This window comes from Burkholderia sp. AU31624 (assembly GCF_020420065.1).
Lineage (GTDB): Bacteria > Pseudomonadota > Gammaproteobacteria > Burkholderiales > Burkholderiaceae > Burkholderia.
The window spans coordinates 103,814-129,717 of record NZ_JAIZRT010000013.1 but is presented as its reverse complement, the minus strand read 5'-3'; the positions used below and the strand labels follow the sequence as shown (position 1 = coordinate 129,717).

21 protein-coding genes are annotated in these 25,904 nt (G+C 67.9%); 5 read left to right on the top strand and 16 right to left on the bottom strand.

What is annotated here, in order from left to right; genetic code table 11:
* Positions 1-75: 75 nt before the first annotated feature.
* Positions 76-1,272 carry a porin gene (locus LGM89_RS34930; RefSeq protein ID WP_226275514.1) on the top strand — a complete coding sequence of 399 codons (1,197 nt, stop codon included), beginning with the start codon at positions 76-78 and terminating at the stop codon, positions 1,270-1,272.
* 100 nt (positions 1,273-1,372) lie between these two features.
* Positions 1,373-2,410 (top strand): AraC family transcriptional regulator, encoded by a 1,038-nt coding sequence (locus LGM89_RS34925; RefSeq protein WP_226207447.1) that lies wholly within the window; start codon positions 1,373-1,375, stop codon positions 2,408-2,410.
* Here LGM89_RS34925 and LGM89_RS34920 read toward each other — a convergent pair.
* The 7 genes from LGM89_RS34920 to LGM89_RS34890 form a co-directional block, all read right to left on the bottom strand.
* The gene (locus LGM89_RS34920) at positions 2,386-7,875 is read right to left on the bottom strand and encodes an AAA domain-containing protein (protein WP_226275513.1); all 5,490 of its coding nucleotides are present in this window, start codon (positions 7,873-7,875) and stop codon (positions 2,386-2,388) included. The two genes, LGM89_RS34925 and LGM89_RS34920, sit on opposite strands and share 25 nt — an antisense overlap.
* Entirely contained in the window at positions 7,872-9,068 is a 1,197-nt protein-coding gene (locus tag LGM89_RS34915) for a hydrolase (RefSeq protein WP_226275512.1), read from the bottom strand. The genes LGM89_RS34920 and LGM89_RS34915 overlap by 4 nt, the downstream gene beginning before the upstream one ends.
* Positions 9,069-9,347: 279 nt before the next feature.
* Complete coding sequence (locus LGM89_RS34910) at positions 9,348-9,707, bottom strand: BON domain-containing protein (RefSeq protein ID WP_226275510.1); 360 nt, start codon at positions 9,705-9,707, stop codon at positions 9,348-9,350.
* Positions 9,708-9,748: 41 nt separating this feature from the next.
* Positions 9,749-10,807: a porin gene (locus tag LGM89_RS34905; protein WP_226275508.1), complete on the bottom strand. Its 1,059-nt coding sequence runs from the start codon at positions 10,805-10,807 to the stop codon at positions 9,749-9,751.
* A gap of 161 nt (positions 10,808-10,968) precedes the next feature.
* Positions 10,969-12,315: a PhoPQ-activated protein PqaA family protein gene (locus tag LGM89_RS34900; protein ID WP_226275506.1), complete on the bottom strand. Its 1,347-nt coding sequence runs from the start codon at positions 12,313-12,315 to the stop codon at positions 10,969-10,971.
* Positions 12,312-13,658, bottom strand: a complete 1,347-nt coding sequence (locus tag LGM89_RS34895) for an MFS transporter (RefSeq protein WP_226275504.1) — start codon at positions 13,656-13,658, stop codon at positions 12,312-12,314. The genes LGM89_RS34900 and LGM89_RS34895 overlap by 4 nt, the downstream gene beginning before the upstream one ends.
* Positions 13,655-14,767, bottom strand: coding sequence for a CaiB/BaiF CoA transferase family protein (locus LGM89_RS34890; protein WP_089498002.1), 1,113 nt, complete (start codon positions 14,765-14,767; stop codon positions 13,655-13,657). Before LGM89_RS34890 ends, LGM89_RS34895 begins: the two co-directional genes overlap by 4 nt.
* A gap of 172 nt (positions 14,768-14,939) precedes the next feature.
* Here LGM89_RS34890 and LGM89_RS34885 point away from each other — a divergent pair, with 172 nt between their 5' ends.
* Positions 14,940-15,914, top strand: coding sequence for a LysR substrate-binding domain-containing protein (locus tag LGM89_RS34885; protein ID WP_089498003.1), 975 nt, complete (start codon positions 14,940-14,942; stop codon positions 15,912-15,914).
* A 100-nt stretch (positions 15,915-16,014) separates the two neighbouring features.
* On the opposite strand, the gene LGM89_RS34880 is transcribed toward LGM89_RS34885, so the two are convergent.
* The 6 genes from LGM89_RS34880 to LGM89_RS34855 form a co-directional block, all read right to left on the bottom strand.
* Positions 16,015-16,920 (bottom strand): LysR family transcriptional regulator, encoded by a 906-nt coding sequence (locus LGM89_RS34880; protein WP_089498004.1) that lies wholly within the window; start codon positions 16,918-16,920, stop codon positions 16,015-16,017.
* Between the two features lie 76 nt (positions 16,921-16,996).
* Positions 16,997-18,241, bottom strand: coding sequence for an acyl-CoA dehydrogenase family protein (locus LGM89_RS34875; RefSeq protein WP_226275503.1), 1,245 nt, complete (start codon positions 18,239-18,241; stop codon positions 16,997-16,999).
* A gap of 33 nt (positions 18,242-18,274) precedes the next feature.
* Entirely contained in the window at positions 18,275-19,033 is a 759-nt protein-coding gene (locus LGM89_RS34870; protein WP_226275501.1) for an SDR family NAD(P)-dependent oxidoreductase, read from the bottom strand.
* A 7-nt stretch (positions 19,034-19,040) separates the two neighbouring features.
* On the bottom strand, positions 19,041-19,805 hold the full coding sequence (locus LGM89_RS34865; protein ID WP_089475586.1) for an SDR family oxidoreductase: 765 nt from the start codon (positions 19,803-19,805) through the stop codon (positions 19,041-19,043).
* Positions 19,806-19,848: 43 nt separating this feature from the next.
* Positions 19,849-20,880: a phosphotransferase gene (locus LGM89_RS34860; RefSeq protein ID WP_089457324.1), complete on the bottom strand. Its 1,032-nt coding sequence runs from the start codon at positions 20,878-20,880 to the stop codon at positions 19,849-19,851.
* A gap of 19 nt (positions 20,881-20,899) precedes the next feature.
* The gene (locus LGM89_RS34855; RefSeq protein ID WP_226275499.1) at positions 20,900-21,574 is read right to left on the bottom strand and encodes a histidine phosphatase family protein; all 675 of its coding nucleotides are present in this window, start codon (positions 21,572-21,574) and stop codon (positions 20,900-20,902) included.
* A 208-nt stretch (positions 21,575-21,782) separates the two neighbouring features.
* On the opposite strand from LGM89_RS34855, the gene LGM89_RS34850 reads away from it, so the two are divergent.
* Positions 21,783-21,938, top strand: coding sequence for a DUF3309 family protein (locus LGM89_RS34850; protein WP_089428615.1), 156 nt, complete (start codon positions 21,783-21,785; stop codon positions 21,936-21,938).
* A 158-nt stretch (positions 21,939-22,096) separates the two neighbouring features.
* Here LGM89_RS34850 and LGM89_RS34845 read toward each other — a convergent pair whose 3' ends face one another.
* From LGM89_RS34845 to LGM89_RS34835, 3 genes are all read right to left on the bottom strand, one after another.
* Positions 22,097-22,513 (bottom strand): BON domain-containing protein, encoded by a 417-nt coding sequence (locus LGM89_RS34845; protein ID WP_226275497.1) that lies wholly within the window; start codon positions 22,511-22,513, stop codon positions 22,097-22,099.
* A gap of 59 nt (positions 22,514-22,572) precedes the next feature.
* Positions 22,573-23,556 (bottom strand): LysR family transcriptional regulator, encoded by a 984-nt coding sequence (locus tag LGM89_RS34840; protein WP_226275495.1) that lies wholly within the window; start codon positions 23,554-23,556, stop codon positions 22,573-22,575.
* Positions 23,557-23,787: 231 nt separating this feature from the next.
* Positions 23,788-24,801 (bottom strand): NAD(P)H-quinone oxidoreductase, encoded by a 1,014-nt coding sequence (locus LGM89_RS34835; RefSeq protein WP_226275557.1) that lies wholly within the window; start codon positions 24,799-24,801, stop codon positions 23,788-23,790.
* 173 nt (positions 24,802-24,974) lie between these two features.
* Here LGM89_RS34835 and LGM89_RS34830 point away from each other — a divergent pair, with 173 nt between their 5' ends.
* On the top strand, positions 24,975-25,868 hold the full coding sequence (locus LGM89_RS34830; RefSeq protein ID WP_226275493.1) for a LysR family transcriptional regulator: 894 nt from the start codon (positions 24,975-24,977) through the stop codon (positions 25,866-25,868).
* Positions 25,869-25,904 lie beyond the last annotated feature (36 nt).

The window sequence follows — 25,904 nt, the reverse complement described above, 5'->3', positions numbered from 1 at the left end:
GCGCAAATTTGGCTTTCTACAGTCGTTTCCGGCGGTACGCGCCGCCACCCCCTGCTCGATGCGGAGTCCAGAACAATGAATCGTCACGATAACGTTCGCGCCGCGTGCTGCGCGATGATGGTCCTGGCCAGTACCGGTGCGCACGCGCAAAGCAACGTGACGCTGTACGGCGTGATCGATGCGGGCATCCGCTACGAAACTCACGGCGTGTCCTACGGCGCCGACGGCGCGCCGGTGTCGACGGGCCGCAAGATCTCGATGGCGGACGGCGGCGGCCTGACGGAGAGCTACTGGGGCCTCAAGGGGCAGGAGGATCTCGGCGGCGGGCTGTCCGCGCAGTTCAACGTGGAAAGCCACTTCGGCCCGAACAGCGGCGCGATCGTGCCGGCCGGCGCGCCGAACTTCTTCGAGGTCGCGTACGTGGGGCTGACGTCGACGTCACTCGGCCAGCTCGCGCTCGGCCGCCAGTACAACGTGCCGTTCGAGATGGTGTCGCTGACCTACGGCTCGAACCTGTGGGCCGGCCCGCAGGATCCGTACTTCAACCTGTTCAAGCCCGAGCAGACGATGCTCGCGGGCTCGCGCACCAGCAACATGATCCAGTACGGCGCGCAGCTCGGCAGCCTGTACCTGCTCGCGCAGTACGCGCCGGGCGGCCATGCGGGCGGCGGCGTGCTGGGCGGCCAGGCCGGTGCGGCGATCGCGTATGCGCCGGACAAGGGGCCGTTCACGGTCGGCGCGTCGTTCATGCGCAGCTGGGACGACGTCACGCACGCGAAATTCGACATCTACGGCGGTGGCGGCTCGGTGACGCTCGGCAACATGACCGTCAACGCCGGCTACATCGAGAACGCGCGCGACAACGACTTCACGTCGTTCGAGAACGGCCCGTTCAGCCCGACCGATCTCGCCGCGCTCGGCATCATCTCGCCCGCACAGGTGGTCGATCCGTCGACGCCCGGCGGGTTCCGGCGCCGCAAGATGGCGCTCGCGGGGCTGACCTACCGGTTCACGCCGGCGTTCACGGCCGCCGTCAACGCGTGGTGGACCACGCAGTCGGGCTACACGCCGGACTTCGACGGCCGCGCGCGCCAGTTCCAGGTGATCGCCGGCTACAGCCTGTCGAAGCGCAGCATGCTCTATGCGGAAGTCGACTACGCGATCTATCGCGGCGGCCTGGTCGGCGCGCAGCTGGTCGGCATCAATGGACAGTCGCCGAGCACGAGCACCACGCAGCTCGGCGCGACGGTCGGCCTGCGCCACTACTTCTGACGCGGGGCCGCGCCGGATGTGGGCATTCGCGGCCGGGCCGGCACCGGGTTTCCGGCCGGGCGGGACGAGTACAATCCATGGAAAAAAATACGGAGCATCCATGGACGAACCCGACCGTTATACGACGGCGAATCTGCCGGTCCATCTGTTGCGGTGCCTCGCGGAGACAAGCAAGGAACTGGGCATCGACCCCACGCGGCTGTGCCTCGGGCTCGGCTTCGACGTCGCGGACCTGTCGAATCCGTCGTGCCGGATTTCCTTGCGCCAGGCGAGCACGATGATCCGCCGCGCGCTCGAGATGGCGCCGGGGCGGGCGCTCGGCCTCGAACTCGGCACGAGCGAGACGATCGCGTCGATCGGCCTGGTCGGCTATGCGATGCTGACGAGCCCGACGCTGAAGGACGCGATCACGGTCGGGATGGACCTGCAGCGCCACACGGGGCCGCTGTTGCGCTTCGACGTGACGTCGGATGCACGCACGCTGTCGATCCGCGCGACCAACGTCTTCCTCGAACCCGACATCGAGGCGTTCCTCGTCGAGGAAGCGTTCGGCAGCTTCATGAAGATCGGGCGCTCGCTCGTCGGCCCCGCGTTCCAGCCGAAGGGCGTCGATCTCAGCTACCCGCCGCCGGCCTATGCGGAACAATATGCGCGCGTGTTCCCGTGCCCGGTGCGGTTCGAACAGGAGCAGAACCTGTTCTCATGCGACGCGGCGCTCGGCAACCGCCCGATCGCGACCCACGATCCGCTCGCGCATCGCCAGGCGCTCGAATTCCTGCAGGACGCGCTGCCGCCCGAACCCGAAGGCACCGAATTTCTCGAATCGATCGAACGGATCATGCGGCGCGACCTGCGGCATGCGCCGTCGCTCGCGGCGATCGCCGCGCAGCTGTGCATGAGCGAGCGCACACTCCGGCGGCGGCTCGCCGACCAGGGCGTGTCGTATCAGACGGTGATCGACACGATCCGCCGCAAGCGCGCATTCACGCTGCTGAGCAACCCGCGGCTGTCGATCGAGGACGTCGCGCACGAAGTCGGCTTCAGCGACGCGCACAACTTCCGGCGCGCGTTCAAGCGGTGGACGGGGCATGGGCCGAGAGAGGGCATCGGCCGTCACGCGGCCGGATCTTCGACATAGCCCTTGCGCAGCTTCTCCGCCACCAGCTTGTCCATCTCGCGTCGCGCCCGTTCGACAGTTGCGAATTGCTTCAGGTTGGCTTGCCCGTTCGTCCCGATACGGCCGTAGGTCACGTTCAGCTCGGTGCCTCGCACGCTGGCGCGCCAGAACTTGCTGGAGGTGCCTTGCTCGAACCGCAGCGATCGCACCCATTCCGTCGTCACGCCGGCCTCCGCCACGGTCGCCTGCTCCGCAGCCGTCGAGCCATGTGCCGACGTCTGAACGGATGACATCGGCAATTCGATTTCCTGGTCGAGCGCACGATCTTCGCCATCCGCGAGCATCGCCTCGATGCGTGCCAGCACCGCGGCCGAGTCATCCAGCCAGTCTTTCCCGGGGATGTCGAGCACGCGCCAGCCGAAGCCGCGCAGAATGCCGGGCCGGAATACGTAGCGTTCCGCCGTATCGGCCACGGCATTGGCCGGGTTGTCGAGCAGGATGGCCAGCGCATAGTCCTGCTTCGACGCACCGACGATCGCCAGGTCGCAGCGGAATTGCGAACGGCCGACATCGACGTCGACCCGATGGCCGCGCGCGCGCAACGCTTCGGCCAGTGCGTCACGAATGGCGTCGGACGACGTCCGTCGCGTGAAGGCATCGCGCGCACCTTGATTCAGCGCACCGAGCACGGCCTGCGCACGGTCGAACTGGCCTGTGGCGCTGGCCTGCGCAAATTGCAGAAACGCGCGCAGGGCGGCCGCGCCGTCGTTGTGCACGTTGGTAATCGCGTCGGCCTGGATGGTCGAGACGACGGCCATCCGGTGCCTTGCGCGGCTGAAGATGACGTTGAGCCGCTTCTCGCCGCCGCGCTGGTTGATCGGCCCGAAATTCATCAGCATCTTGCCGTCGGGACCCGGCGCGTAGCAGATACTGAGGATGATCACATCGCGCTCGTCGCCCTGGACGTTTTCCAGGTTCTTGACGAACAGGCCGTTGAACTGGTCGTCGTCCTCGCGCACGTATTCGCGCTCCAGTCGCGCGGCGAAATCGGCATCCTCGGCCGCCAGCGCCTCCAGCGCGGTTTCGATCGCGCGCTGCTGTGCCTCGGAAAACGCGACGATCCCGAGGCTCAGGCCCGTCTCCCGGCGCAGCATCTCCCGCACGACCGACGCAATGTAACGTGCTTCGGGTGCGTTGCTGCGCTCGACGTACACGCCGTCGTCGAGCCGGTGGAAACTGATCGGCCGCGCGAGCAGCGCATCGGTACCCGCTATGCCGGCGTCGTCCTGGCTCGATCGCACCGGCTTCACTTCGTCGTCGGCTCGCTCGAGCATTCGATCGGGGATCGTCACGAGACGACCGTCGTAGAACGCCGCATTGGAAAAACTGATCAACGCTTCGTGCCGGCTGCGGTAGTGCCACGCCAGAAGCGTCGCGGGCAGATTGCGCGCCGCCTGATTCAACAGGCTGTCGGAGTCGAGATTGATGGCGATGCGCTCGCCTTCCTCCTCGATCACGATCTCGTCCTCGCCCTCCGTGCCCGCAGCCGTGAAAAAGCTCGTGGGCGGCAACTGCATCTCGTCGCCGACCACCACGACCTGCCGGGCACGGCTGAGCGCGGGCACGGATTCCTCGGTGGGAATCTGGCTGGCCTCATCGAAGATCACCACGTCGAACAGATCGGGCGACAGCGGCAACGTATCCGATACGGATAGCGGACTCATCAGCCAGACCGGTTTCAGATCATTGACGACCATGCCCGTTTCGTCGTCGGCGAGATCGCGGATCGAGCGGTGTCGCATGCTCTTGCCGAATTCGTGTTCGAGCTCGCGCCGGCCGGTCGCGTAGCGCTTCTTGAAGGTCTTGCCGTCGGCATCGAGTTGCGTGGCCGACAGCGAAGACTGGCGCACGTGCTCGGCAAACTGCCGATGCAACGTCGCGCTCACCACTTGGGCGTTCACGGCCAGCAGTTCGTGGTGGATCCGGGCGGCAGCGCGCGCAGCCTGGGCCAGCGCCGCGCCGCCGAATCGCGCGAGCACCGGATTCTCGCGCTCCAGCCTGCGCAACGCCTCGTCGGCAATCAGTGCCTCCATCTCCCCGGGCGCGAGATCGATGGACTGAAGCGTCGCCGCATACGCGGGAGCGGCCGCATGCACGGCGCGCAGCAGCGGCAGCAAGTCAGGCAGGTCGTCCAGCCCCTCCCGAAGGTCGCGTAGCGCTTCGGCAATGTCGGCCAACGACACGTCGTCGTCCATGACCAGGTTTTCGCGGACGCGGCGCGCCAGCTTGTCGAGCGCCTCGCGTGCACCGGCATCGAGACGCGCCGCGGCAAGCGGATCGACGGCCTGACGCAGATGCGCGATCCGGTCGCGCAGATCGCCGTCCGAATCCAGGCGGGTTTCCAGTTCGGCCAGCGCGTGCAGGAACGCACCCATCTCGCTCACGCCGTAGCGCTTGCGGCATTCGACATCGGCTACGTCGAGCGCGGCCGCCGCCGCCTGCTCGGCGGCAAGCTGCTCCAGTACCTTGACGTAACCGGGATGCACCGCATGCTGCCCGAAATCGTAGCGACGCCGGAGCTCGCCGCGCAACCGCCACCATGCCGGCTGCAGCCAACGCATCGCCGACGTCTCGAACCGGCGCGCGAGCGCCAGCGCGGACGCGGTATCGCCCGGCGACAGCTTGTCTCGCCAGTGCACCGTGGCGGCGCGCGCGGCAGTCAGCGCTGCCGCGTGCGCGGACAGCGCGTCGCGAACTTCCCGCAATGCCGCCTGCGCGGACGAGGCCGGCTCGAGCACGTCGAGATGCGCGGCGAGACCCGTATCGATCAGCCACTGGCTGTCGGCGGCGATCGCGCATGCACGCGGCAGTGCCGTGTCATGCCCGATCGACGCCACCGCGTGGTCGAGCACCGGATCGAGCAGGTCGAACAGCGCCTCGGCGTCCCGGCACAGCTGCTCGGCCCGTCCGAATGCGCGTTCGTCGGCCAGCAGCGCCGCCGACAGCCGCGCGAAGGGTTGCGAAGCCAGACTGTTGGCGCCGAACCGCTCGCGCATCGCACGATGTACACGCTGGGTCAGCTCTCCGTGCTGATCCCAGACCGCAAGCGCCGGCAGGCGCTCCCGCAACGCGAACCCCACGTCCGGCGCAACCGGCAGCGCAGCCAGCCGGCGCAGCAAGGTACGTACGCTGGCGCCCAACGCGTCGGGCGTCTCCGCCATCACGGCTTCAAACGCATCGATGCGTTGCTGCTGCACGTCGAGCGCATCGATCAGTGTCGCGCGCCGTGCGTGCAGCGCTTCGCTGTCGTGCGATTGGGCGATCCAGCGCTCGTAGCAGGTCTTCAGATCGGCGATGAACGCCTTCTTGTCGGTCTGCGAGTCATGGATCAGGCAACACAGCGCGTCCAGCCCGCTCTGCTTGAGCCGGTGGAACACCACGTCCAGCGCCGCGCGCTTTTCACATACGAACAGCACACGCTTGCCGCGCCCCGCGTAATCCGCGATGAGGTTGGTGATGGTCTGCGACTTGCCGGTGCCGGGCGGGCCTTGAATGATGAAGCTGCGCTGGCCGCGGGCCAGGCTCACCGACGCATTCTGGGTTGCATCGGACGCCACCACGTTCCACTGCTCGCCTGCCGGCAGCGGGGTGGCAGCGGACGTTTCCACCTCGCGCGGCTCGATCGAGAACACGCGGTCGAACGCCGGATTCGCGCTGGTCTCCTCGAGCAGTTGCGCGTAGTCGCGTACCAGCGACATCTTCCTGTAGTTGAAGTTGGCCAGCGTTACCTGCGTCAGGTCGAGATCCCACGCGTAGCGATGCCCCTCCGACTCCTGCAGCACGTAACCCTGCCGCTCGTCGACGGCCTCGCCCGCCGCGTCGGCCATCTGCGGTCGACGCAGGCTGGCGCCCGGCGCGGCGCCGGCCTCGAAACGCTGCGGCAGTTCGCTCGGCCGCACCCATTCCTCGAACAGCGCACGGCCGAGCGGGCGGTAGTCGTCCTGCGCGTAGCTGAACGACGGCAGCCGGCTGCTGCGCGCATCGCCGGCCCGCGCGGCGGGCTTGCGTCGCCGGTATTGCTGCATGCGCTGCAGCGCCTTCTGGCGCACCATGCGAATCGACGCCCTGTCGACGAGCCGAAGCTCGACCGACGGCTCGGAACGCCGGATCTGCGCCAGGATGTCCGCATGAATCTCGGCCAGCGTGATCTTGCCCAGATCGACCGTTTCGGGCAGCCGGATGTCGTAGAGCTGGCTCAGGTGGTGCCGCAACACCGGATTGAATTCGGCGTCACCGCCGGTGCACTGGATCACGTACTGATCGCGCACGCCCTTGCGCTTGACCAGTTCGACCGGCAACCAGAGCAGCGGCGACACGATGCGCTCGTCGGGAGTCTCCTTCAGGTTGTGCCAGCGCAGGAACGCGACCACGAGACGCAGGTTGCTGAAGCCGAACTCGGCACGTTCGCGGCGCGTATCGGCGATCAGCCGGTCGAGCGACGCCGGCAGGTAGGGCTGATCGTCGAACCGCAGCCATTGCTGCAACGGCACGGCCTTGCCGGCCACGAGGTCGGCCGCGAACGGCCCACCCCACGTGCAGATGTGCTCCGGACGCACGCTTTCGATCTGCAGCATCAGCGGCACGCTGGCAACGGTCAGGTTGACGGTCGCCGCGGTCGGACGGAAATGCAGCAGCCGGTTGCGACGCGACAGATCGAACAGCCGGTCACGCAGGTGCGTCAGCACGGCGCCACGGCGCGATGCCGCGCCCGTCGCCCCCGCCAGCGCACGCTCGACGTCCAGGCCGAGCGGCTGCTCGCGCCAGGTGCGCAGCCGCATCGCCAGGGCCGCCACGTCAGTCGCACGGTCATGGCGGTTCACCTCCGTCATCTCGACGATCACCGCCGCAACGATCGGATGCAGCCGCTCGTGCAGCACGAACAGATTGCGCCGATGCGCAACGAACGCTTGCAGGTCGCTCCCGGTTTCGAAGTTCAGCCCGCATGCGAGGCTTGCCAGTACCATCCCCAGCGCGAACACGTCGGTGATCTCGTCGTGATGACCGATCGATCGTTCCCAGCTCGCGTAGCCGGGCAAAAAGACCGGACGCTCGATCGGCGCCGCCGCATCGAGCTGCAACGCGAGATCGGTCTGGCTGTGCTGGCCGTCGGGCGCGGAGTCCAGCCGCAGCGCGCCGACGATGTTCAGGCCCGATGCCGGATGCGGCTGCACGCGATGCACGGCGCCGACATCCATCTGCGGCATGTCGCCTTCGGGGCGTCGCAGCGCCAGCCGACCCGCTTCGTCGATCACGATGCTGTCGGCATCGAGCGCCGCCACCTTATCCCGCGCATGCAGTTCGGCAACCTGCCCGAACAGCGGCAGCACCAGGACGAGCACATCATCGGTCGGCAAGGCCGCGCCGGCCTGCGCGGCAATCAGCGTGCGCAGCGTGCGCGGCGCACCGTCGGCGATCCTGTCGGTCATGCGTCCTTCTCCTCGGCCAGTTGCCGCTTGTAGCGTTCGAGTTCGCGCTTGCCGAGGCCCGCGTCGCGCCGAAGGTTGAGTTGCAATGCATCCAGGCTGCCGAGCGCCCGGGCAACCTGCCCGGCACGCAGCAACGCAACGTCCCGCTGATCGGGGTCCGCCAGCGCAAGATCCATCATCAGCGCATTCAGGTAGCCGCGCACGCTGTCGTCGGCGCCCACCGCCTCGAACGCGTCCGGGCCGGCAACGGGTTCGTCGTCACGCCAATCCGGAAACAGCATGCGAACCTGGGCCAGCACGGCATCGCTCGCCAGCGACGCGCCGTCGAGATAGTGCGCAACGAACCCGCGCGTCAGTGCCTGCAGACGCGCCTGGCCTGGCAAATCGAGCCGCTCCAGCGAAAGCGGACCGTGCAGACGCGCGTCGATCCAGTCGTCGAGGCTGGCCTCGCCGTCCCACCACAAGGCAAGCGCACGTGCACGGATGAAGGTCTCGGGATGGCTCAACGCGGCACTGGCGCCGGATTCGTTCGATTCGACTTCGGCGGCCTGGCGCAAATATGCGGCGGCATCGACCGTACTGATGCCCGTCTGCACCTTCACGAGTGTCGAAACGGCCGGTGCGACCGCGCCGGCCGCCATTGCGCCCCCGCGATCGGCGAAGAGTTCGGTGTGCAACGCGTAACGCCGGAACGTCTCGCGGTGACTGTCGGCTCCGCCGGGTGCGGCCACCGCGTCGTTGAGGATCCGGTCTGCCGTCAGGAACCTCCCACCGTCGAGCGACCACAGCAGATAGTGCGCGAGCTCGTGCCCGAGGATCGCCAGCAGCTCGAGAGACGACAGGCGCTCGAGCACGGCCCCCTGCAACAGGATGTGAATCTCGCCCGGTACGAAAACGAGCGACGCATTCATCTGGGTACCCGGCGATTGGTAGAGCGTGGCCGGCACACCGACGATCCCCAGTCGCTCCATCGCCAGCGCCAGCGCGGCATGGACATCGCCGTGGGCGTCCGCATCGATCCGGTAGGTTTCACGCAGCAACGACGCTCGCAGCGATTCGAGCTGTTCTGCATGGGTCGTGCGCTCGCCGGTCCAGCGCCAGACGTCCGGCTCGTGCCGGTACAAATAGTCCGCCACGGCTTCGTGGTAGGCGAGAGGCGCCAGTGCGCCTCGATTCGGGGCGTGAGAGTCCATGCGAGGCACTCCGTTCGGGAAGTGCTGATTCTACCGATGGAATGCGTCGCCGCAACTGTCGATGACGAGCCGTCGCACCCGCACGCGCGAAACCGGACGCGCGTCGAATCGATTCGATGACGATCGCCACGCGCAATGCGAGGCTGAACGTGGCGAAGGTGTTGGCGCGGACACTCGGCGGTACGCCATCCCGGTAGCGGCACACGCACGCCTCGGCCGGCGTACCTGCCGGATGCGGGGGCACGTCCGATCGTTCTGCATCGGAGCGGCCCGCACCGATCACGGCATCTGCTCACCCAGGCGAAGCTGGTTCGTCACCTGCGTCACCCCATCGACTTGCCGGGCCGCCTCCACGGCCATCGCGGCCTGCTGGCCGTCGCTCACGCCACCGCGCAGCGTCACGACGCCGCTCCGGACACGCGCCACGATGCGCGTCGCATTCAGCCCGCGCGTGCGAGCGAGTGCGGCGCTGACACGACGCGCCAGGCGCCGGTCGCCGGCTCGGCTCGCCTTGTCCGCCGATACCCCGCTGGCAACGGTTGTCGATGCCGGATCCGATGCCGCTCGCGCGGCACCGGCGACGGCCACGATGCCGAGTGCCACGACGATCGCGCCCCATCCACGTTGCAATGCTTTCATTGAGTCTCCCTTCACATACGAAAAATGACGGCGACCGACGCTCAGAACTTCGTCATCAGGCCAATCGATGCCCCCGTCATCCCGCTGCCGCCCGACCGCAAGCCGATGGCCGCGATATTGGTCGGATCGGTGCGGTACGCACCGGAGAAGCCGTTTCGATCGAACTCCGCATAGATCTCGGTGCGCTTCGACAGGAAGTATTCGACGACCGCATACGTCGTAAGCTTGTGCCCGTCCGCATCGCGCCGATTGCCGAGATTGCTGCCGATGTCGTCGTACATGCCGGCCGTGAACTGCAGGAACGGCGTGGCCTGATACACGACACCCAGCGCGGGAATCTTGTCGCGGCGATGCGGCCGGTTCGCGTTCGCGCTCGACACGTCGAGGGCCGAGTAGCTCGCATAGAGCCGGCCGGCACCGATCTGCCAGGTCCCGCCCGCCATCCAGGTCTGCTCGTACTGTGTCGCGTCGGCGCTGTACGTCTTCGCGTAGGACGCGCCGCCGAGCACCGTCTGGTATTGGTACATCGCCGCAGCGGAAAAATTGGTTCCCGCACGCGTATTGCCGGCGACGCCGCCGGGCGAATAGCTCGCCGCAACGCGCAGGCCGCCCAGTTCGCCGATGTACTTGATCGTGTTGTTGAAGCGGGAATCGAGCGTGAACGGATTGCCGCTCCACAGCACGCCGGGCTCGATGGCAAGCGACTGGCCGCGCCCGCCCGCCGGATCCACGACGATCCCGAAGTCGGTCGCCGCGTTGAACTGGCGCCCGAACGTCAGGCGCCCGAAGCCGCCCGTCACGCCCACGTACGCCGCCTGCGAAAACAGCGTGCCGGACGTCTTCAGTGCGCCGGTGCCGCTGCTGAACGAGCCATCGAGCACGAACAGCGCCTTGAACCCGCCGCCCAGGTCCTCCCTTCCCCGGATGCCGAAATCGTTGCCCGCGATCAGGTTGTTGTTGTACCCCACGGCGCTCCCGCCTTGCATGCCGTTGGTCCATCGAATCCCGCCGCCGATCTGCCCGTAGAGGGTCACGCTCGACTGCGCCATGCCGATGCCCGGCAATGCGCCGAGCAATGCCACCCATGCGAATGTCCTCATCCGTCTCCTCCTGCCAGTGCCTGGCTTTATGCGTTCGTCACCGCTTCACTTCATCATTCGCATACCGAAATGATTCACCGACAGCCACCGCGGGTTGCTACCGGTTACTGCCGGGAACGGCGTTCCGCGCGTTCGCGTCCGCCGATCCCCGCCTTCCTGAATTACCGAGGCAGCTGCCCGACGTTCTGCACGAGCGAGCTGACGTATCCCGGCCCGCCCGCGCCGTCGTGCTCGACCTCGACGTACCACGCGAGGTTGTAGCCCGCCCGCAGGTTCAGCGCGGCGTGCCACTCGCCGTCGTGCGCCGCCATCGGCGTCGATTGCCACGTGGCGCTGCGCCAGTCCTGCGAGACGGGGTGAAACGCGTGGAACAGCCTGACACCCGACACCTGCTCCGGCTCGACGCGCGCGGCCACGTCCAGCCTGTCACCGGCAATCTCATGCCGGACCACCGGCGTGCCGGGAACGCGACGGCCGGCGAAGGTGCGGGCGAGCCACATCCGCCACGCCGCCAGATGCTTCGTGGAGACCCACGAATGACGCACGTTGTCGATGGCGAGATAGGCCTTGTCGCCCGCCATGTCGGTCATCATGCTGTTGGGCGCGCCGAGCGCGAAGAACTCGTCGTTCGTGCCGAGCGCGACGAGGTACGCAGCCTTGATCCGGTCACGCCACAGATACGGATCGAAATGCATCAGCATCTGAAAGCCGACCGGATTGTTGAGTGCACGCAGCATCGTCTCCGCCCCCTGGAAGCCAGGCCCGGCACGTGACTCCGACGGCCCGGCGACGTGCGGCCCGAACTCGGCGAACTTGGTCGCAAGGTGATACAGGTTGTTTCCGCCGTGGTAGCCGCACACCATCACGCCCGCCACCCGGTCCGGGTCCGCGCCCGACGCAATGGCCACGCCGACCCCGCGTTTCGAATGGCCGAGCAGGACGGCCCGCTTCGTCCCGATACCCGCGAGCGAATGCAGCAGCGTGATGGCGCGCAGATACGCCTTGGCGATCGGGTAGTACCCGTTCCAGGTCAGGTCACCGGTCTCCAGCATCTTCTTCAGCGCATAGCCGGTGAAATCCGATTCATCGAGTCCGAACGGGCAATCGGCCGGGTTCGCGAAGATCATGACCGGCATCCCGAAGTCGAGCGCGGTGCCTTCCGCGTATTCGCCCTCGGTATCGAGCGTCGAGCCGGGAATGACGCGCCGCGCCCATTCCCCGGGCTCGAAGGCCTGGCGTTCCGTGCCGATGATGCCGGCCGCGCCGTCGCCGTCGTAACCGTCGGGCACGTAGATGCGGGCGGGATGCCGCCAGACGAGCCCATGCCATTGCTGGCTGGTGAAGGTCAGCTCGATGACGCGAACCCGGCGCCCGGCACGATGCCGGCTCTCGCGCACGTCATCCGAGACGATCTCGGGCTGCAGCGTCGACTCGTCGAGCAATTCGGCTTGGTCGAAGAAGGGGGCCGGCCCCAGCACCGGCTTCGGGTCCGTGAAGGTCTGATTCATGAGCGTAGTTCCTGATTGATGAGTGCCGCTTCGACGGCCTTGGGACGGATGACGCAGGCGAACAGCAGCACCACGGCAACGAGCGCGAGCGCGACGAGATAGAGCGCCGGGTCGAGGCTGCCTGCCCGCACGCGGATCGCGCCGAACAACGCGGAACTCACGCCGGATGCCGCGCCCATGCTCGAGATCAGCGCGACGCCGGCGGCCGCGGCGTCGCGCGGCAACAGGCGCGTCGCGATCGCCCAGAGCACCGGGTAGGCGGACGCGATGCCGCAGGTCGCGACGATGGCGCCGGCCATGACGCCGGGCAGCGCACCGTGCGAGACGGCCATCGTGCACAGTCCGGCAATGCCCGCGCCGACCGCGACGATGAAATGCACGTGACGCTCGCGGCGCCGGTCCGAACGACGGCCGTACCAGACCATCGCGATCGTGCCGGTCAGGTTCGGGATCACGACAACCAGGCCGACGTGCTGCAGGTTCGTGACGCCGGTCGCCTCGATGATGGACGGCAGCCAGAAAATCAGCAGGTTGGTCGCGCACCCGAGCGAGAACGTCGTGAAGCCCAGCAGATAGACGCACGGCTCCCGCAGCGCGGCGCGCAACGGATGACGGGCGGCATGCCGGCCCTCGGGCGCGCCGAGCGCCTGCTGCACGATGCGGCGCTCGGCAGGCGACAGCCAGCGGGCCTGTTCGGGGCCTTCGGGCAGCACCCGGTACGCGATCACGCCGAGCACGACGCTCGGCACGCCCTCCAGCAGCATCAGCCATTGCCAGCCGCCGAGGCCCGCCACGCCACCCATCGAGTTCAATACCCAGCCCGATACCGGCCCGGTCACGAGCCCGGCCGCGGCGGCGGCCGTCATGAACAGCGCAATGACCTTCGCGCGGCGCTCGGCTGGAAACCAGAACGTGAGATACACCACGACGCCGGGGAAGAATCCCGCCTCGAACGCGCCGAGCAGGAAGCGCAGCGTGTAGAACTGGGCAGGCGTCCTGACGAACATCGTCGCGACCGCGACCACGCCCCACAGCACCATGATCCGCAGCAGGGTGCGACGTACGCCGACCCGCCGCAGCATCAGGTTGCTCGGCAGCTCGAACATCAGGATGCCGACGAAGAACGCCGAAGCCGCGACGCCGTATACCGCGTCGGTGAATCCGAGCGCCCCCTGCATCTGCAGCTTCGCGAGGCCGATATTGTTGCGATTGACGAACGCGGCCAGGTAACACAGGAACAACAGCGGCACGAGACGCCTCGTGATGCGCGCGTACACCCGGTCCGCCTCACTGCGCGCGGCCATGCCGCCGCCGTCCGTCGAGCATTCCGTTCCGGTGCTCATGCCGATGCCCCTCCGTCAGGACGCGACGCGTGCACGCGGTAGCCCAGGCCCGGCGACAGCACGCTGCAGTCGCCGTCGGACAACATGACGGATTCGAGCGCGTCGTGGTTCATCGCGTCGTCGACGAACTCGACGATCGTGCGCACCTTCGCGCAGGCAACGCCGACGCCGGCGCACGCTTCCTCGAGATCGGCCGCGCGCCATTCCCGGATCGCGGTGGCCAGTGCGGTGCGCAACGCCGCCGGGTCGCTGGCGCGCAGGAACGCGGCCGGCCCGCCGGCATCGAGCGGCGGATCGAAATAGCGGGGATCGCGTGCGATGTCGGCGCGCCCGAGTATGCCGAGCGCGGCAGCCAGTTGCCGGGGCGTGTTGGCGCCGAGCGCGACCCAGCCGTCCCGGGTGGCGAACAGATCCGCCGCCGGACTGCCCGAGTAGCCCTGGTTGCCGACCCGTGGCGGCGCCACGCGGCCCGTGAGCGCCTGGCAGGCGAACGGATACATCAACTGCAACGCGGCGCCGGTCATCGACACGTCGAGATAGCGCCCGAGACCGGTTGTATCCCGCTCGCGCAGTGCGGCCAGGATCGCCATCGCGGCAACGAGCCCCGTGCCGGCATCGACCACCGGAAAGCCCGTCTTGACCGGCGGCTCGCCTTCGCGGCCGGCCATCAACGTCATGCCCGTCGCCGCCTGGACGACGTGGTCGTAGGCGGGCCGGTTCCGCCACGCGCCGGCGTTGCCCCAGCCGCTGATCGCGCAATACACGAGCCCGGGATTCAGCGCGCGCAGCGGGCCATCGCCCAGACCGAAGCGATCGAGCACGCCCGGTCGCAGGCTGTCGACCAGCACGTCGGCTTCGCGTGCGAGTTCGAGCGCCTGGTCGCGGTCGCCTGCGTCGCTCAGGTCCAGTTCGATGGAGCGCTTGCCGGCGTTCAGCGCAACGAAGCCCATCCGGCCATTGCCGCGGCGCATCACGTCGCCGCCGTTGCGGTTCTCAACCTTGACGACCTCGGCGCCGAGTTGTGCCAGATGGAACGTCGCCAGCGGGCCCGCGATGACGTGCGTGAAATCCAGCACGCGAATCCCGGTGAGCGGTTTGAATGCCGTCATGTCCGCGCTCCCGTCGCCCCTTTCGCCCCTTTCGCTGCCGCCCGACGGCTCGGCGACCCGGCCGGCTGCCGTTGCCGGTCCCCTGCTTGCCCCAACCCCTTGCGCATGTCTCTCTCCATTAGGTCGAGTCGCTATTGTGGGCAGGTTGCGCTTTCATGAAAATTGAAGATTCATGAACCAGCCTTCCGAAAACATGAATCCCGACCTGATTTCCGGGCGACGCAATGCGGGCAATTTCCTGCGGCTGCGGCACTTGCGCATGCTTGAGCTGGTCGCGGACGGCGGCTCGCTCGCCGCGGCGGCCCGCACGCTGCACCTGTCCCAGCCGGCGATCACGAAAATGCTGCAGGAGATGGAAGCGGTGTTCGGCACGATGCTCGTGACGCGCGGCGCGCGCGGCGGACGGCTGACCGCCGACGGCGAAGCCGTCCTGCAGCGCCTGCGGATCGCACTCGCGCAATTCGACGTCGCGCTGGCCGGCGACGGCAACGACGAAGGCCGGCCGCTGCTGCGCATCGGCATGCTGCCCGTGGTCAGCGTCGCGCTGTTGCCGCAGATCATGCGGCACCTGACACGGGACGTTCCGGCGCCCCGGCTCACGGTCATGGAATCGAACGTCTCGGGGCTGCTGGACGCGCTGTCCGCCGGGCGGATCGACTGCATCATCAGTCGCCCCGACGCGGAAGCGTTATCGAAGCTCGACGGACTCGATGTGACGATCCTGCCCGTGTACGAAGAACCGCTGGCGATCGCGTGCCCGCTCGCGCATCCGTTCGCCGATGCGCGACGCATCTCGACGGAGCAGTTGCAGCGCGAAGCCTGGATCATCCCGCATGCCGGCACCGACACGCGCCGCGCCTTCGACGCGCTGTTCGTCGATCACGGCCTGATGCCGCCGCGCCCACTCGTCGAATCGATGTCGTTTCACACGAACCTGCAGATGGCCGACGCGCTCGGCGCATTGACCGTCGCGCCCCAATCTGCCGTGCTGCACTACGCGCGCATGGGCGTGATCCGCAAGGTCGTCGGTTTTCCCGTCATGCCGGTGGGGGAGATCGCGCTGATCCATCTCGCGACGATGGCCGGCCTGCCCGCGCTGCAGCGATTTCGCGACGCGGTCGAAGCGGCCGCGCAAGCGCGTCGTTGATGCGCGGTTATCGCGGGGCGGCTTGCATCCGCGTCGTCGAGAAGGCCACTCGATGTGCAGTCGGCTCACGCCGAAGTTGCCAAGGGCTACCGCACACGCATCACTGCGCGTCGCCGATCCCGCCCATCAGCATCACCAGTTGCTCACGCAGCCACCGGCTGCCCTGGTCCTGATCGGCGCTGCGATGCCAGTAGCAGAAGTATTCGAGGCCCGGCATCTCGAACGGCAGTTCGAGAATCCGCGCCGGATAGCGCTGCAGCAGGCGCAGCGGCGCCGTCAGCGCGAGATCGCCGCGCATCGCGATCAGCGGCGCGACCATGTAGTGCTGCACGCGCATCTGGATCGTGCGGCGCAGCCCGAGCCGCGTCAGCTCCGCGTCGACGTGCCCGCTGCCCTTGCGGCGGCTCGACACGTGGATGTGCCCCATCGCAAGGTAGTCGTCCATGGTGAGCGTGTCGCCCTTGAATGGATGATCGTCGCGGATCATGCACGCATAGCGGTCGCGCACGAGCAGCGCCTGGTGCAGGTGCGGATCGCCGATCAGCGGCGCGTCGATCGCGAGGTCGACGGAGCCGTTCGCGAGCGCGGTCGCGACTTCGCGGCGGTCCATCGTATAGCTGCGCACGTGCATGCCGGGCGCATGCGTCTGCAGCAGTTCGCCGAGCGCGGGCAGCAGCAGCGCCTCGGTCAGGTCGCTCATGCTCATCCGGAACACGCGCGTCGACGACGCCGGATCGAACACGTCGCCTTCGTGCGCGCTCGAATCGAGCAGCTGCATCGCCTCGCGCACGCGGCCGACGATGTTCTCGGCCAGCGGCGTGGGCATCATCCCGGCCGGCGTGCTGACGAACAGCGGATCGTTCAGGGTCTTGCGCAGCCGCGCCAGCGCGTTGCTGACGGCCGGCTGCGTGATGTTCAGCACCTCGGCCGCGCGCGTCAGGTTGCGCTTGGTGTAGATCGCGTCGAATACGACGAACAGGTTCAGGTCAATCTTCGAAAGGCGCATCGCCGGATCTCCTTGCCGGCATCTTACGGCGTGCGCCTCTCGTTCGTCCACGGCCCTGCGCATCGTGGCGCGATGCTCAGCCGCGCAGCGGCGGCGTCAGGTACGCGGCCGTCGAACCCGGCTCGCCGTCCTTGATTTCCATCCGCGCGATCGCCTGCAGGTGCACCTCGTCCGGGCCGTCGGCGAAGCGCAGCGCGCGGCCCCAGGTCCAGTGGTCGGCGAGCGGCGTATCGGGGCTCAACCCCGCCGCGCCGAACACCTGCATCGCGCGGTCGCACACGTCCGTATAGACGGTCGGCACCAGCGCCTTGATCATCGAGATTTCCTTGCGGGCGGCCTTCGCACCGACCTTGTCGATCATCCACGCGGCCTTCAGCACGAGCAAACGCGCCTGCTCGATCTCGATGCGCGAGCGTGCGATCCATTCGCCGACCGTGCCGTGCTTGTTCAACGGCTTGCCGAACGCGACGCGCGATTGCGCGCGGTCGACCATCAGCTCCAGCGCAAGCTCGGCCGCGCCGATCGAGCGCATGCAGTGGTGGATGCGGCCCGGCCCGAGGCGGGCCTGCGCGAGCGCGAAGCCGCTGCCTTCCTCGCCGAGCAGGTTGCGCGCCGGCACGCGCACGTTGTCGAACGTGATCTCGCAGTGCCCTTCCGGCGCGTAGTGATTGACCACCGTGATGTTGCGCACGATCGTCACGCCCGGCGTGTCGCGCGGCACGAGGATCATGCTCTGCTGCTGGTGCGACGCGGCCTCGGGATCGGTCTTGCCCATCACGATGAGGATCTTGCAGTTCGGATGCGCGGCGTTCGTGATGAACCACTTGCGGCCGTTGATCACGTACTCGTCGCCCACGCGCTCGATGCGCGTCGTGATGTTCGTCGCATCCGACGACGCCACGTCGGGCTCCGTCATCGCGAACGCCGAGCGGATCTCGCCGCGCAGCAGCGGCTTCAGCCACTGCTCGCGCTGCTCGGGCGTCGCGAACATGTGCAGCAGTTCCATGTTGCCGGTGTCCGGCGCGCTGCAGTTGAACACTTCCGACGCCCAGGCCACCCGCCCCATGATCTCGGCGAGCAGCGCGTATTCGAGGTTCGTCAGGCCCATGCCGGGCTCGTCGTCCTTCAGGTGCGGCAGGAACAGGTTCCACAGCCCTTCCGCCTTCGCGCGCGCCTTCAGTTCCTCCATGAACGACACGGGATACTGGCCCGCATGCACTTCCTCGTTCCACTGGCGAATGCGCGGCACGATGTGCGCGTCCATGAACGCGCGCACGCGGCTGCGCAGTTCTTCCACTTTCGGGGTGTAGCCAAAATCCATGATCGACTCCTCGATTCCGTTCGTCCGGTTCGGTCAGAAGGCCGAGACACCGCCGTCGACGGCGACGGCCTGCCCGGTCAGATAAGTGTTTTCCTTCGCGCACAGCGTCAGCATCGTCGCGACGATTTCCTCGGGCCGGCCGAGCCGCTTCATCGGCGAGCCCTGCGCGAGAAAATCCTGGCGATCGCCGAGATCGCTGTCGGTGACCATCGGCGTCGTGCTGTAGAACGGGCATACCGCATTCACGCGGATGCCGTGGCGCGCGTATTCGATGGCCGCCGTCTTCGTGAGCCCGACCACCGCATGCTTGGACGCCGCGTAGGCCGCCAGCTTCGGCGCGCCGCCGAGCCCGGCCATCGACGCGACGTTCAGGATCACGCCGGCGCGCTGCGCGAGCATCTGGCGGATCTGGTGTTTCATCCCGAAGAACACGCCCTTCGCGTTCACCGCGAAGCTCAGGTCGAGATCGGCTTCGTCGGTGTCGATCAGCGCCTTCATCGGCGGTGCGATGCCCGCGTTGTTGATGCCGACGTCGAGCCGGCCGAAACGCTCGGCGGCCGCGTGCACCAGCGCGGCCACCTCCGCCTCGACGCGCACGTCGCAGCGTTGCGCGATCACGTCGGCGCCGGCCGCGCGCAGCGGCGCGGCCACGCGTTCGAGCGCGTCGGCGTTCAGGTCGCCGAGCGCGACGCGCGCGCCCATCGCGGCCAGCTCGCTCGCGAGCAACGCGCCGAAGCCGCTCGCGGCGCCGGTGATCATCACGGCTTGCCCGGCATAGCTGTCGATCTTCATCGCGCGCTCAGATCGTCAGGCCGCCGTCGACGACGATGCATTCGCCGTTCGTGTAGCTCGCCGCGTCCGACACGAGATACAGCACGGTGCCGGCCATTTCGCGCGGCTCCGCATGGCGGCGCAGCGGGATCTTCCCCATCCACGTCTCGTAGATGTCCTTGTCGGCGAACAGCGCGCCCGCGAACTTCGTCTTCGTGAGACCCGGCAGCAACGCGTTCACGCGGATGCCGAGCGGCCCGCATTCCTTCGCGAACGCCTTCGTCATGTTGACGACCGCGGCCTTCGTGATCGAGTAGATGCCCTGCCGGTCGCCCGGCTGCAGCGCGTTCACCGACGCCGTGTTGACGATCGCGCCGCCGCCGTGCGTCTTCATCAGCTTGCCGGCCTCGACCGACATGAAGAAGTAGCCGCGGATGTTCACGTCGACCGTCTTCTCGTACGCGGCGAGGTCGGTATCGAGGATGTGCCCGAAATACGGGTTCGCGGCCGCGTTGTTCACGAGGATGTCGAGGCGGCCGTGCTTGCCGCGGATGTGCTCGAACGTCGCGGCGATGTCCTCGAGCCGCCCGACGTGGCAGGCCAGCGCCTCGGCGCGGCCGCCTGCCGCGACGATCTCGTCGGCCACGGTCTGGCAGTCGGCGAGCTTGCGGCTCGACACGATCACGTGCGCGCCCTGCTCCGCGAGCAGTTTCGCGATTTCCTCGCCGATGCCGCGGCTCGCGCCCGTCACCAGGGCGATCTTGCCCGTCAGGTCGAACAGATTCGTTGCCATGTTGCTGTGCTCCTCCATTGATATGTTGTCCTGCGCGACGGCATCAGCGATGCGCGTCGATCACGCCGACGGCCAGCTCGGCGAGCCGCCCGGCCATCGCGCCGACGCGCAGCGCCTGCTCGCTCGACGCATTGCCCTGCAGCGCGCGCGCCTTCACGCCCTGCGCGATCGACGCGAGCCGGAAGAAACTGAACGCGAGGTAGAAGTGCCAGTCGCGGATCGGCTCGATGCCGCGCAGTTCGCAATAGCGCGCGACGATCGCCGCTTCGTCCGGCACGCCGAGTTCGGCGCGATCCTGGCCCGCGAGCCCGCGCACCTGCCCGCCCGACGGCAGCCGCAGGCACATGCAGAGATACGCGAGATCGGCGAGCGGATTGCCGAGCGTCGACAGTTCCCAGTCGAGCACGGCCTGCACGCGGTAGCTGTCGCGCGCGAACATCAGGTTGTCGATCCGGAAATCGCCATGCACCAGCGTCGGCCGGCCCGTGTCCTCCGGGCACGCCTTCGGCAGCCAGTCGATCAGCGTTTCCATCGCATCGAGGCGTTCGGTTTCCGCCGCGCGGTATTGCTTCGTCCACACGCCGATCTGGCGCTCGAAGTAATTGCCCGGGCGGCCGTAGTCGGCGAGGCCCACTGCCTCGACATCGACGTCGTGCAACGCGGCCATCGTCTGCAGCAACGCGTCGTAGCAGGCCGCGCGATCGGCCTTCGGCAGCTCCGGCAATGCGGGATCCCAGAAGATCCGGCCGTCCTCGTAGCTCATCACGTAGAACAGGCTGCCGATCACGTCGCGGTCTTCGCAGAGGTGATACGGATGCGCGACCGGCACCGCGGTGCCCGACAGCGCGGTGAGCACGCGGAATTCGCGGTCGACCGCGTGCGCGGACTTCAGCAGTTCGCCCGGCGGCTGGCGGCGCAGCACGTAGCGGCCGCTCTTCGCGTGCAGCAGGAAAGTCGGATTCGACTGGCCGCCGGCAAACTTCTCCGTGTCGACCGGGCCTTCGAAGCCCGGCACGTGCGCTTCCAGATAGCGCGTGAGGCGGGCTACGTCGAGTTGCTGGGTAGGGTTCGTCATCGTCGCGATCGTTCGTGGGTCAGCCGTAGGTTCGCAGCGCGTGTCGTTCGGGATCCTCCAGATGCGGGATGCCGTTGAACGACGCGAGGTGGAACGCATCGGCGTTGAAGAAAAACTGCGAAAGACTGCTGTTGCGGATCTGCAGGTTCAGCGCGATCGCGCTCGACGGCGGCGCGGCCAGCACCTGCTGCACGGTGACCGCGATCGGGCCGCCGGAGCTCACCGCCAGCACGCGCTGGCCGCCGGCGTGGCGGATCGCCGCGCGGGCCTCGGCCACGCGCTGCTGGAAGTGCGCCCAGGTCTCGGGGGCCGACTCGCCGAGCTTGTCTTCCGACCAGAGCTGCAGCACCTGCCGGAGCGCGCGGAAATGCTCCTTCATCGAGCCGGCCGCGAGGCGGGCGATGTCGGGGTAGTCGTGCGCGGCGGCCGCGAACAGCCCGTGGAAGTCGTATTCGTTCAGGCCCGGGTGGCGGTCGACCGGCGCGCCTTCGCGGCCCATCCCGCGCAGGATCGCGTCGACCGTCTGCGCGTGGCGGTTCAGCGTGCCGCAGATCACGCGGTCGAATGTGAGCGCTTGCTGCGCGAAGTATTCGCCGAGCCAGACGCCCTGCTGCTCGCCCGACGCGGACAACCGGTCGTAGTCGTCCGTACCGAAGGACGCCTGCCCGTGCCGTACCAGAAAAAGTTCAGCCATCGCATGCCCGCCAGATCAGAAGGATTCAGCATAGGGGGCGGGGACGCATTTTTAAACTTTATTTTCTGAATCCGGGGGTATTCATTTCGTGAATCCGCCCCACTGCGGGCCTTGCCGCTGCTCGGCACGGGCCGTCGCGGCACACGCATTGCTCGCCTCGCACTCGGCGGGAGAACCGCGAAGTCCAATCCGTTCCAGGAGGAGTGCGATGCTCGGTACGATCCTTATCATCATTCTGATTCTCCTACTCATCGGTGCATTTCCTGCATGGCCCCACAGCCGAAGTTGGGGCTATTGGCCCTCGAGCACCGTCGGGCTGGTCGTCGTCATCGTCGTGATACTGGTGCTGATGGGCCAGATCTGACGCAGCAGCGCGCCAGCCGGGCAGGCAGAGGCCCGTTTGAAACAATCGCTGCCGGCCCGGCCGGAACGTGCGCATACCCGCACCGGGAGGGCCGGCAGTCGATTCATGGGCATGACGCGCGAATACCCCGGACGTCGCCGCCCGGGGGCCCATGGCCGTTACTGCGAGCCTTCCAGACGCAACTGCAACCGGCTTTTCACGGACGCGACACCCGGCACCTGGCGGGCCGCATCCACCGCGACCTGATCCTGCGACGGGTCCGTGATCTGCCCGGCCAGCGTCACGTCGCCCGTCTTCGCCTTCGCAAACACGGTGACCTGCGCGCCGCCGATGCCGGGCGCCTTCGTGATCGCCTGGCGGACCTTCTTCGCGAATGCGCGATCGGCCGCGCGATCGGTCTTCTTCGCGGACCGCGCCGCCGCCGCGGGTGACGGCGACGCAACGGCGGACGCGGCCGCCGACGTGGTGACCCGTTGCGGGCCGGACACGTCCGCGTTGGGTGCGCCCGACTGCGCATGGCCCAGGATCGGCGACAGCGCAACACAACCTGCAATGACGGCAAGACGGATCTTCATCGAAAAATCTCCTCAAGGAACGATGGATAACTGCGGGGGGAAACGGCGGGGGAAAGCGGTCAGGCCGCCGCGCCGGACATCGCACGGCTTCGCGTACGGCCGCGCGGCGCGGCGATCGATTCGAGTGCGTGTTCGTCGGCCGCCAGCGCGGGCGACAGCGTCGCGCGCAGGTGCTCGAGAAAGGTGCGGATCTTCGCGTCCACGAAGCGGCGGGACGCGAACATCGCGTAGACGTCGAGCATCGTCAGCCGGTAATCGGGCAGCACGCGGACGAGCCGTCCGCTGCGCAGATCGTCGATGACCGAGTAGATCGCGAGCGAGCCGATGCCCAGCCCCGCACGCAGCGCGATCGACAGCGCTTCCGGCGCATTCGCGTGGAACGGCGCGGCGAGCACGGCATGCGTCGCAACGCCGCCGTCGCCGCCGTGCAACTGCCATTCGCCATTCGCGTCGGCAGGCGTATCGAGGCGCAGGCACGTATGGTCCACCAGTTCCGCCGGGTTGTGCGGCGTGCCATGCCGCGCGAGATAGGCGGACGACGCGACCAGCACGCTGTAGCTCCGCCCGCACGAGTGCGCGATGTAGCCGGAATCGGGCAGGCTCGACGCGGTGACGACCGACACGTCGTACCCCTCTTCGACGAGATTCGGCAGCCGCTGCGAATACGTCATTTCGACGGACACTTCGGGAAAGATCGCCTGATACGCGACGGCCGACGCGGTCACGTGGCTCTGCCCGAGCCCCGGCATCGTATGCACGCGCAGCCGCCCGTACGGGCGGACCAGTGCATTGCGCGCTTCGGCGTTCGCCTGGTCGACATCGCCGAGGATCGCCAGCAGGCGCTCGAAATAGCGCCGCCCGCTGTCGGTGAGCGCGATCTTGCGGGTCGTCCGGTTCAGCAGCCGGATCTGCGCGTAGTCCTCCAGGCTGGCGACGGCCCGCGACACCTGCGCGGTGGCCATGTCGCCCTGCCTCGCGACGGCGGTGAAGCTGCCGGCCTGCACGACACGCACGAACGTCCGCATGTTTTCAAGCATGTCCATTTAGATTCATCGTCCATCGCGGCCGGCGCGCCATTCGCCACGCGCGCACGACCGGGCCGTCCCGCGCCCGGCCGCGCGACGCAGCCTCGGTTTCGAACCGCGGCACGCGAAGCGTCGACGTGCCGCTGGGCCATCGATCGCGTCGCGCGCCGTCATGTTCAGTGGTACCGATTGTCGCCATTCGCCGCGCAGCCTTCAGCCCCCCGTCCGGGGGGCTGAAGCGCGGGCCGATCATGTGGAATGCTTGCCGTCTGCGGCGAAAGCCGGCGTGCGCAGCACGATCTTGCCGATGTGGCGGCCGGAATCCATCAGCGCGTGCGCCGCGCTCGCGTCGCGCAGATCGAAGGTCTGGTAGACCTGCGGCTTCACCGTGCCCTGCCGGATCAGCGGCCACACGGCTTCCTCCAGCTCGCGGATGAGCTGCGCCTTCTCCGCATAGGTACGCGAGCGCAGCGTCGAGCCGATGTGCGTGAGACGCTTGGTGAGCATCGGGAACAGGTCGAGCTCCTTCGCGGGCCCATTGATCACGCCGATCTGGACGATGCGGCCGTTCATCGCGGCCGCCGCGAAATTGCGCGCGACGTAGTCGCCGGCGATGATGTCGACGATCACGTCCACACCCTTGCCGTCGGTGAAGCGCTTGACCGCATCGACGAAATCCTCGTTGCGGTACTCGATCGCGAGATCCGCGCCGAGCCGCAGGCTCGCGTCGCGCTGCGCGTCCGAGCCCACCGTCGTGATGAGGGTCGACGCGCCGAACGCCTTCGCCAGCATCGTCGCGGTCGTGCCGATGCCCGACGCGCCGCCGTGAATCAGCACGCTGTCGCCGGCGGCGAACCGGCCGCGCTGGAACAGGTTCAGCCAGACCGTCATGAAGGTTTCGGGCATCGCGGCCGCTTCCGTCATGTCGAGGCCGTCGGGAATCGCGAGCGTATTGCTCTCGTTCGCCACCGCGTATTCCGCGTAGCCGCCGCCCGGAATCAGCGCGCAGACTTCGTCGCCGATCGCGAAGCGCGTGACGTCGCGGCCGACCGCGATGACTTCACCGGCGACCTCGAGGCCGGGAATGTCGGACGCGCCGGGCGGCGGATCGTACAGCCCCTTGCGCTGGAATACGTCGGGGCCGTTCACGCCGGCCGCATGAATGCGGATCAGCACTTCGTCGTGGCCCGGCGACGGCACGGGACGCATGGTCGGCACGAGCACGTCGGGGCCGCCGGGACGCACGATTTCGATCGCCGTCATGCGGGCGGGCAGGGTTTTCACGTCATCACTCACGATATGATCCTCAACGTTCGTCGATGCGCGGCCGATTCGCGGAACCTCCCCGAATCGCGGCATCGCAATGGGTGTGAAGACAGTCTAGGGACGGTGCCGCGCGCGGGCACGCAGTGAATTGCCGAACGAGGAATGCAAAAATGCATCAGTCAGCACAAGCGATGAACTGGGACGACGCACGCGTGTTCCTCGCGATTCATCGCGAACGCACGTTGCGCCGCGCGGCGCAAACGCTCGGGGTCGACCAGGCGACGGTCGGGCGCCGGCTCGCGCAACTCGAGCACATGCTCGGCGCCACGCTGTTCCTGCGCTCGTCGAAGGGCTACCTGACCACGCCGGTCGGCGAGCTGGCGCTGCGCGCCGCCGAGGCGATGGAACAGCATGCGCACGAGCTCGTCCGGCTGACGCAGGGCGTCGACCGGCGGCTCGCCGGCGAGGTCAAGATCACGACGACCGATGCGCTCGCGCTCGAATTCGTGATGCCGTCGATCGCGCGGCTGCATGCGAAGCATCCCGACGTATGCGTGTCGCTGAACACGGCGACTCAAGTCCTGAACCTGGCGAAACGGGAGGCCGACATCGCGGTGCGCACCGTGCGGCCCGACAACCCCGATCTCGTCGCGCGCCGCCTCGCCTGCTGGGACATGGGCCTGTTCGCTTCGCACGACTATCTGCAACGGCACGGCGAGCCCGCGCGCGGCAGCGCGTTCGCGGGGCATGACCTGGTCGTCTACCAGCCGTATGTCGACGCGAGCCGCAAGCCGGCGATCGCCGGCGAGCCGATCGCTGCCGGGCGTATCGTCGGGCGGATGAATTCGAGCCTGATGATGCGCGCTGCGCTACGTTCGGGACTCGGCATCGGCGAAGTGCCGGTGCACATGGGCGAACGCGACGGCCTCGCCCGCATCTGGCCCGAGCAGACGCGGGAAGCGCCGTACGAAGTCTGGCTCGTCACGCATCGCGACCTGCGCCACACCGCGCGTATCCGAGCGACGATCGACGAGATCGTGGCCGCGTTCGACGCGCATCGATGAGCCCGTCGCACCGGGGCAACGCCGGCACGCCGCCCA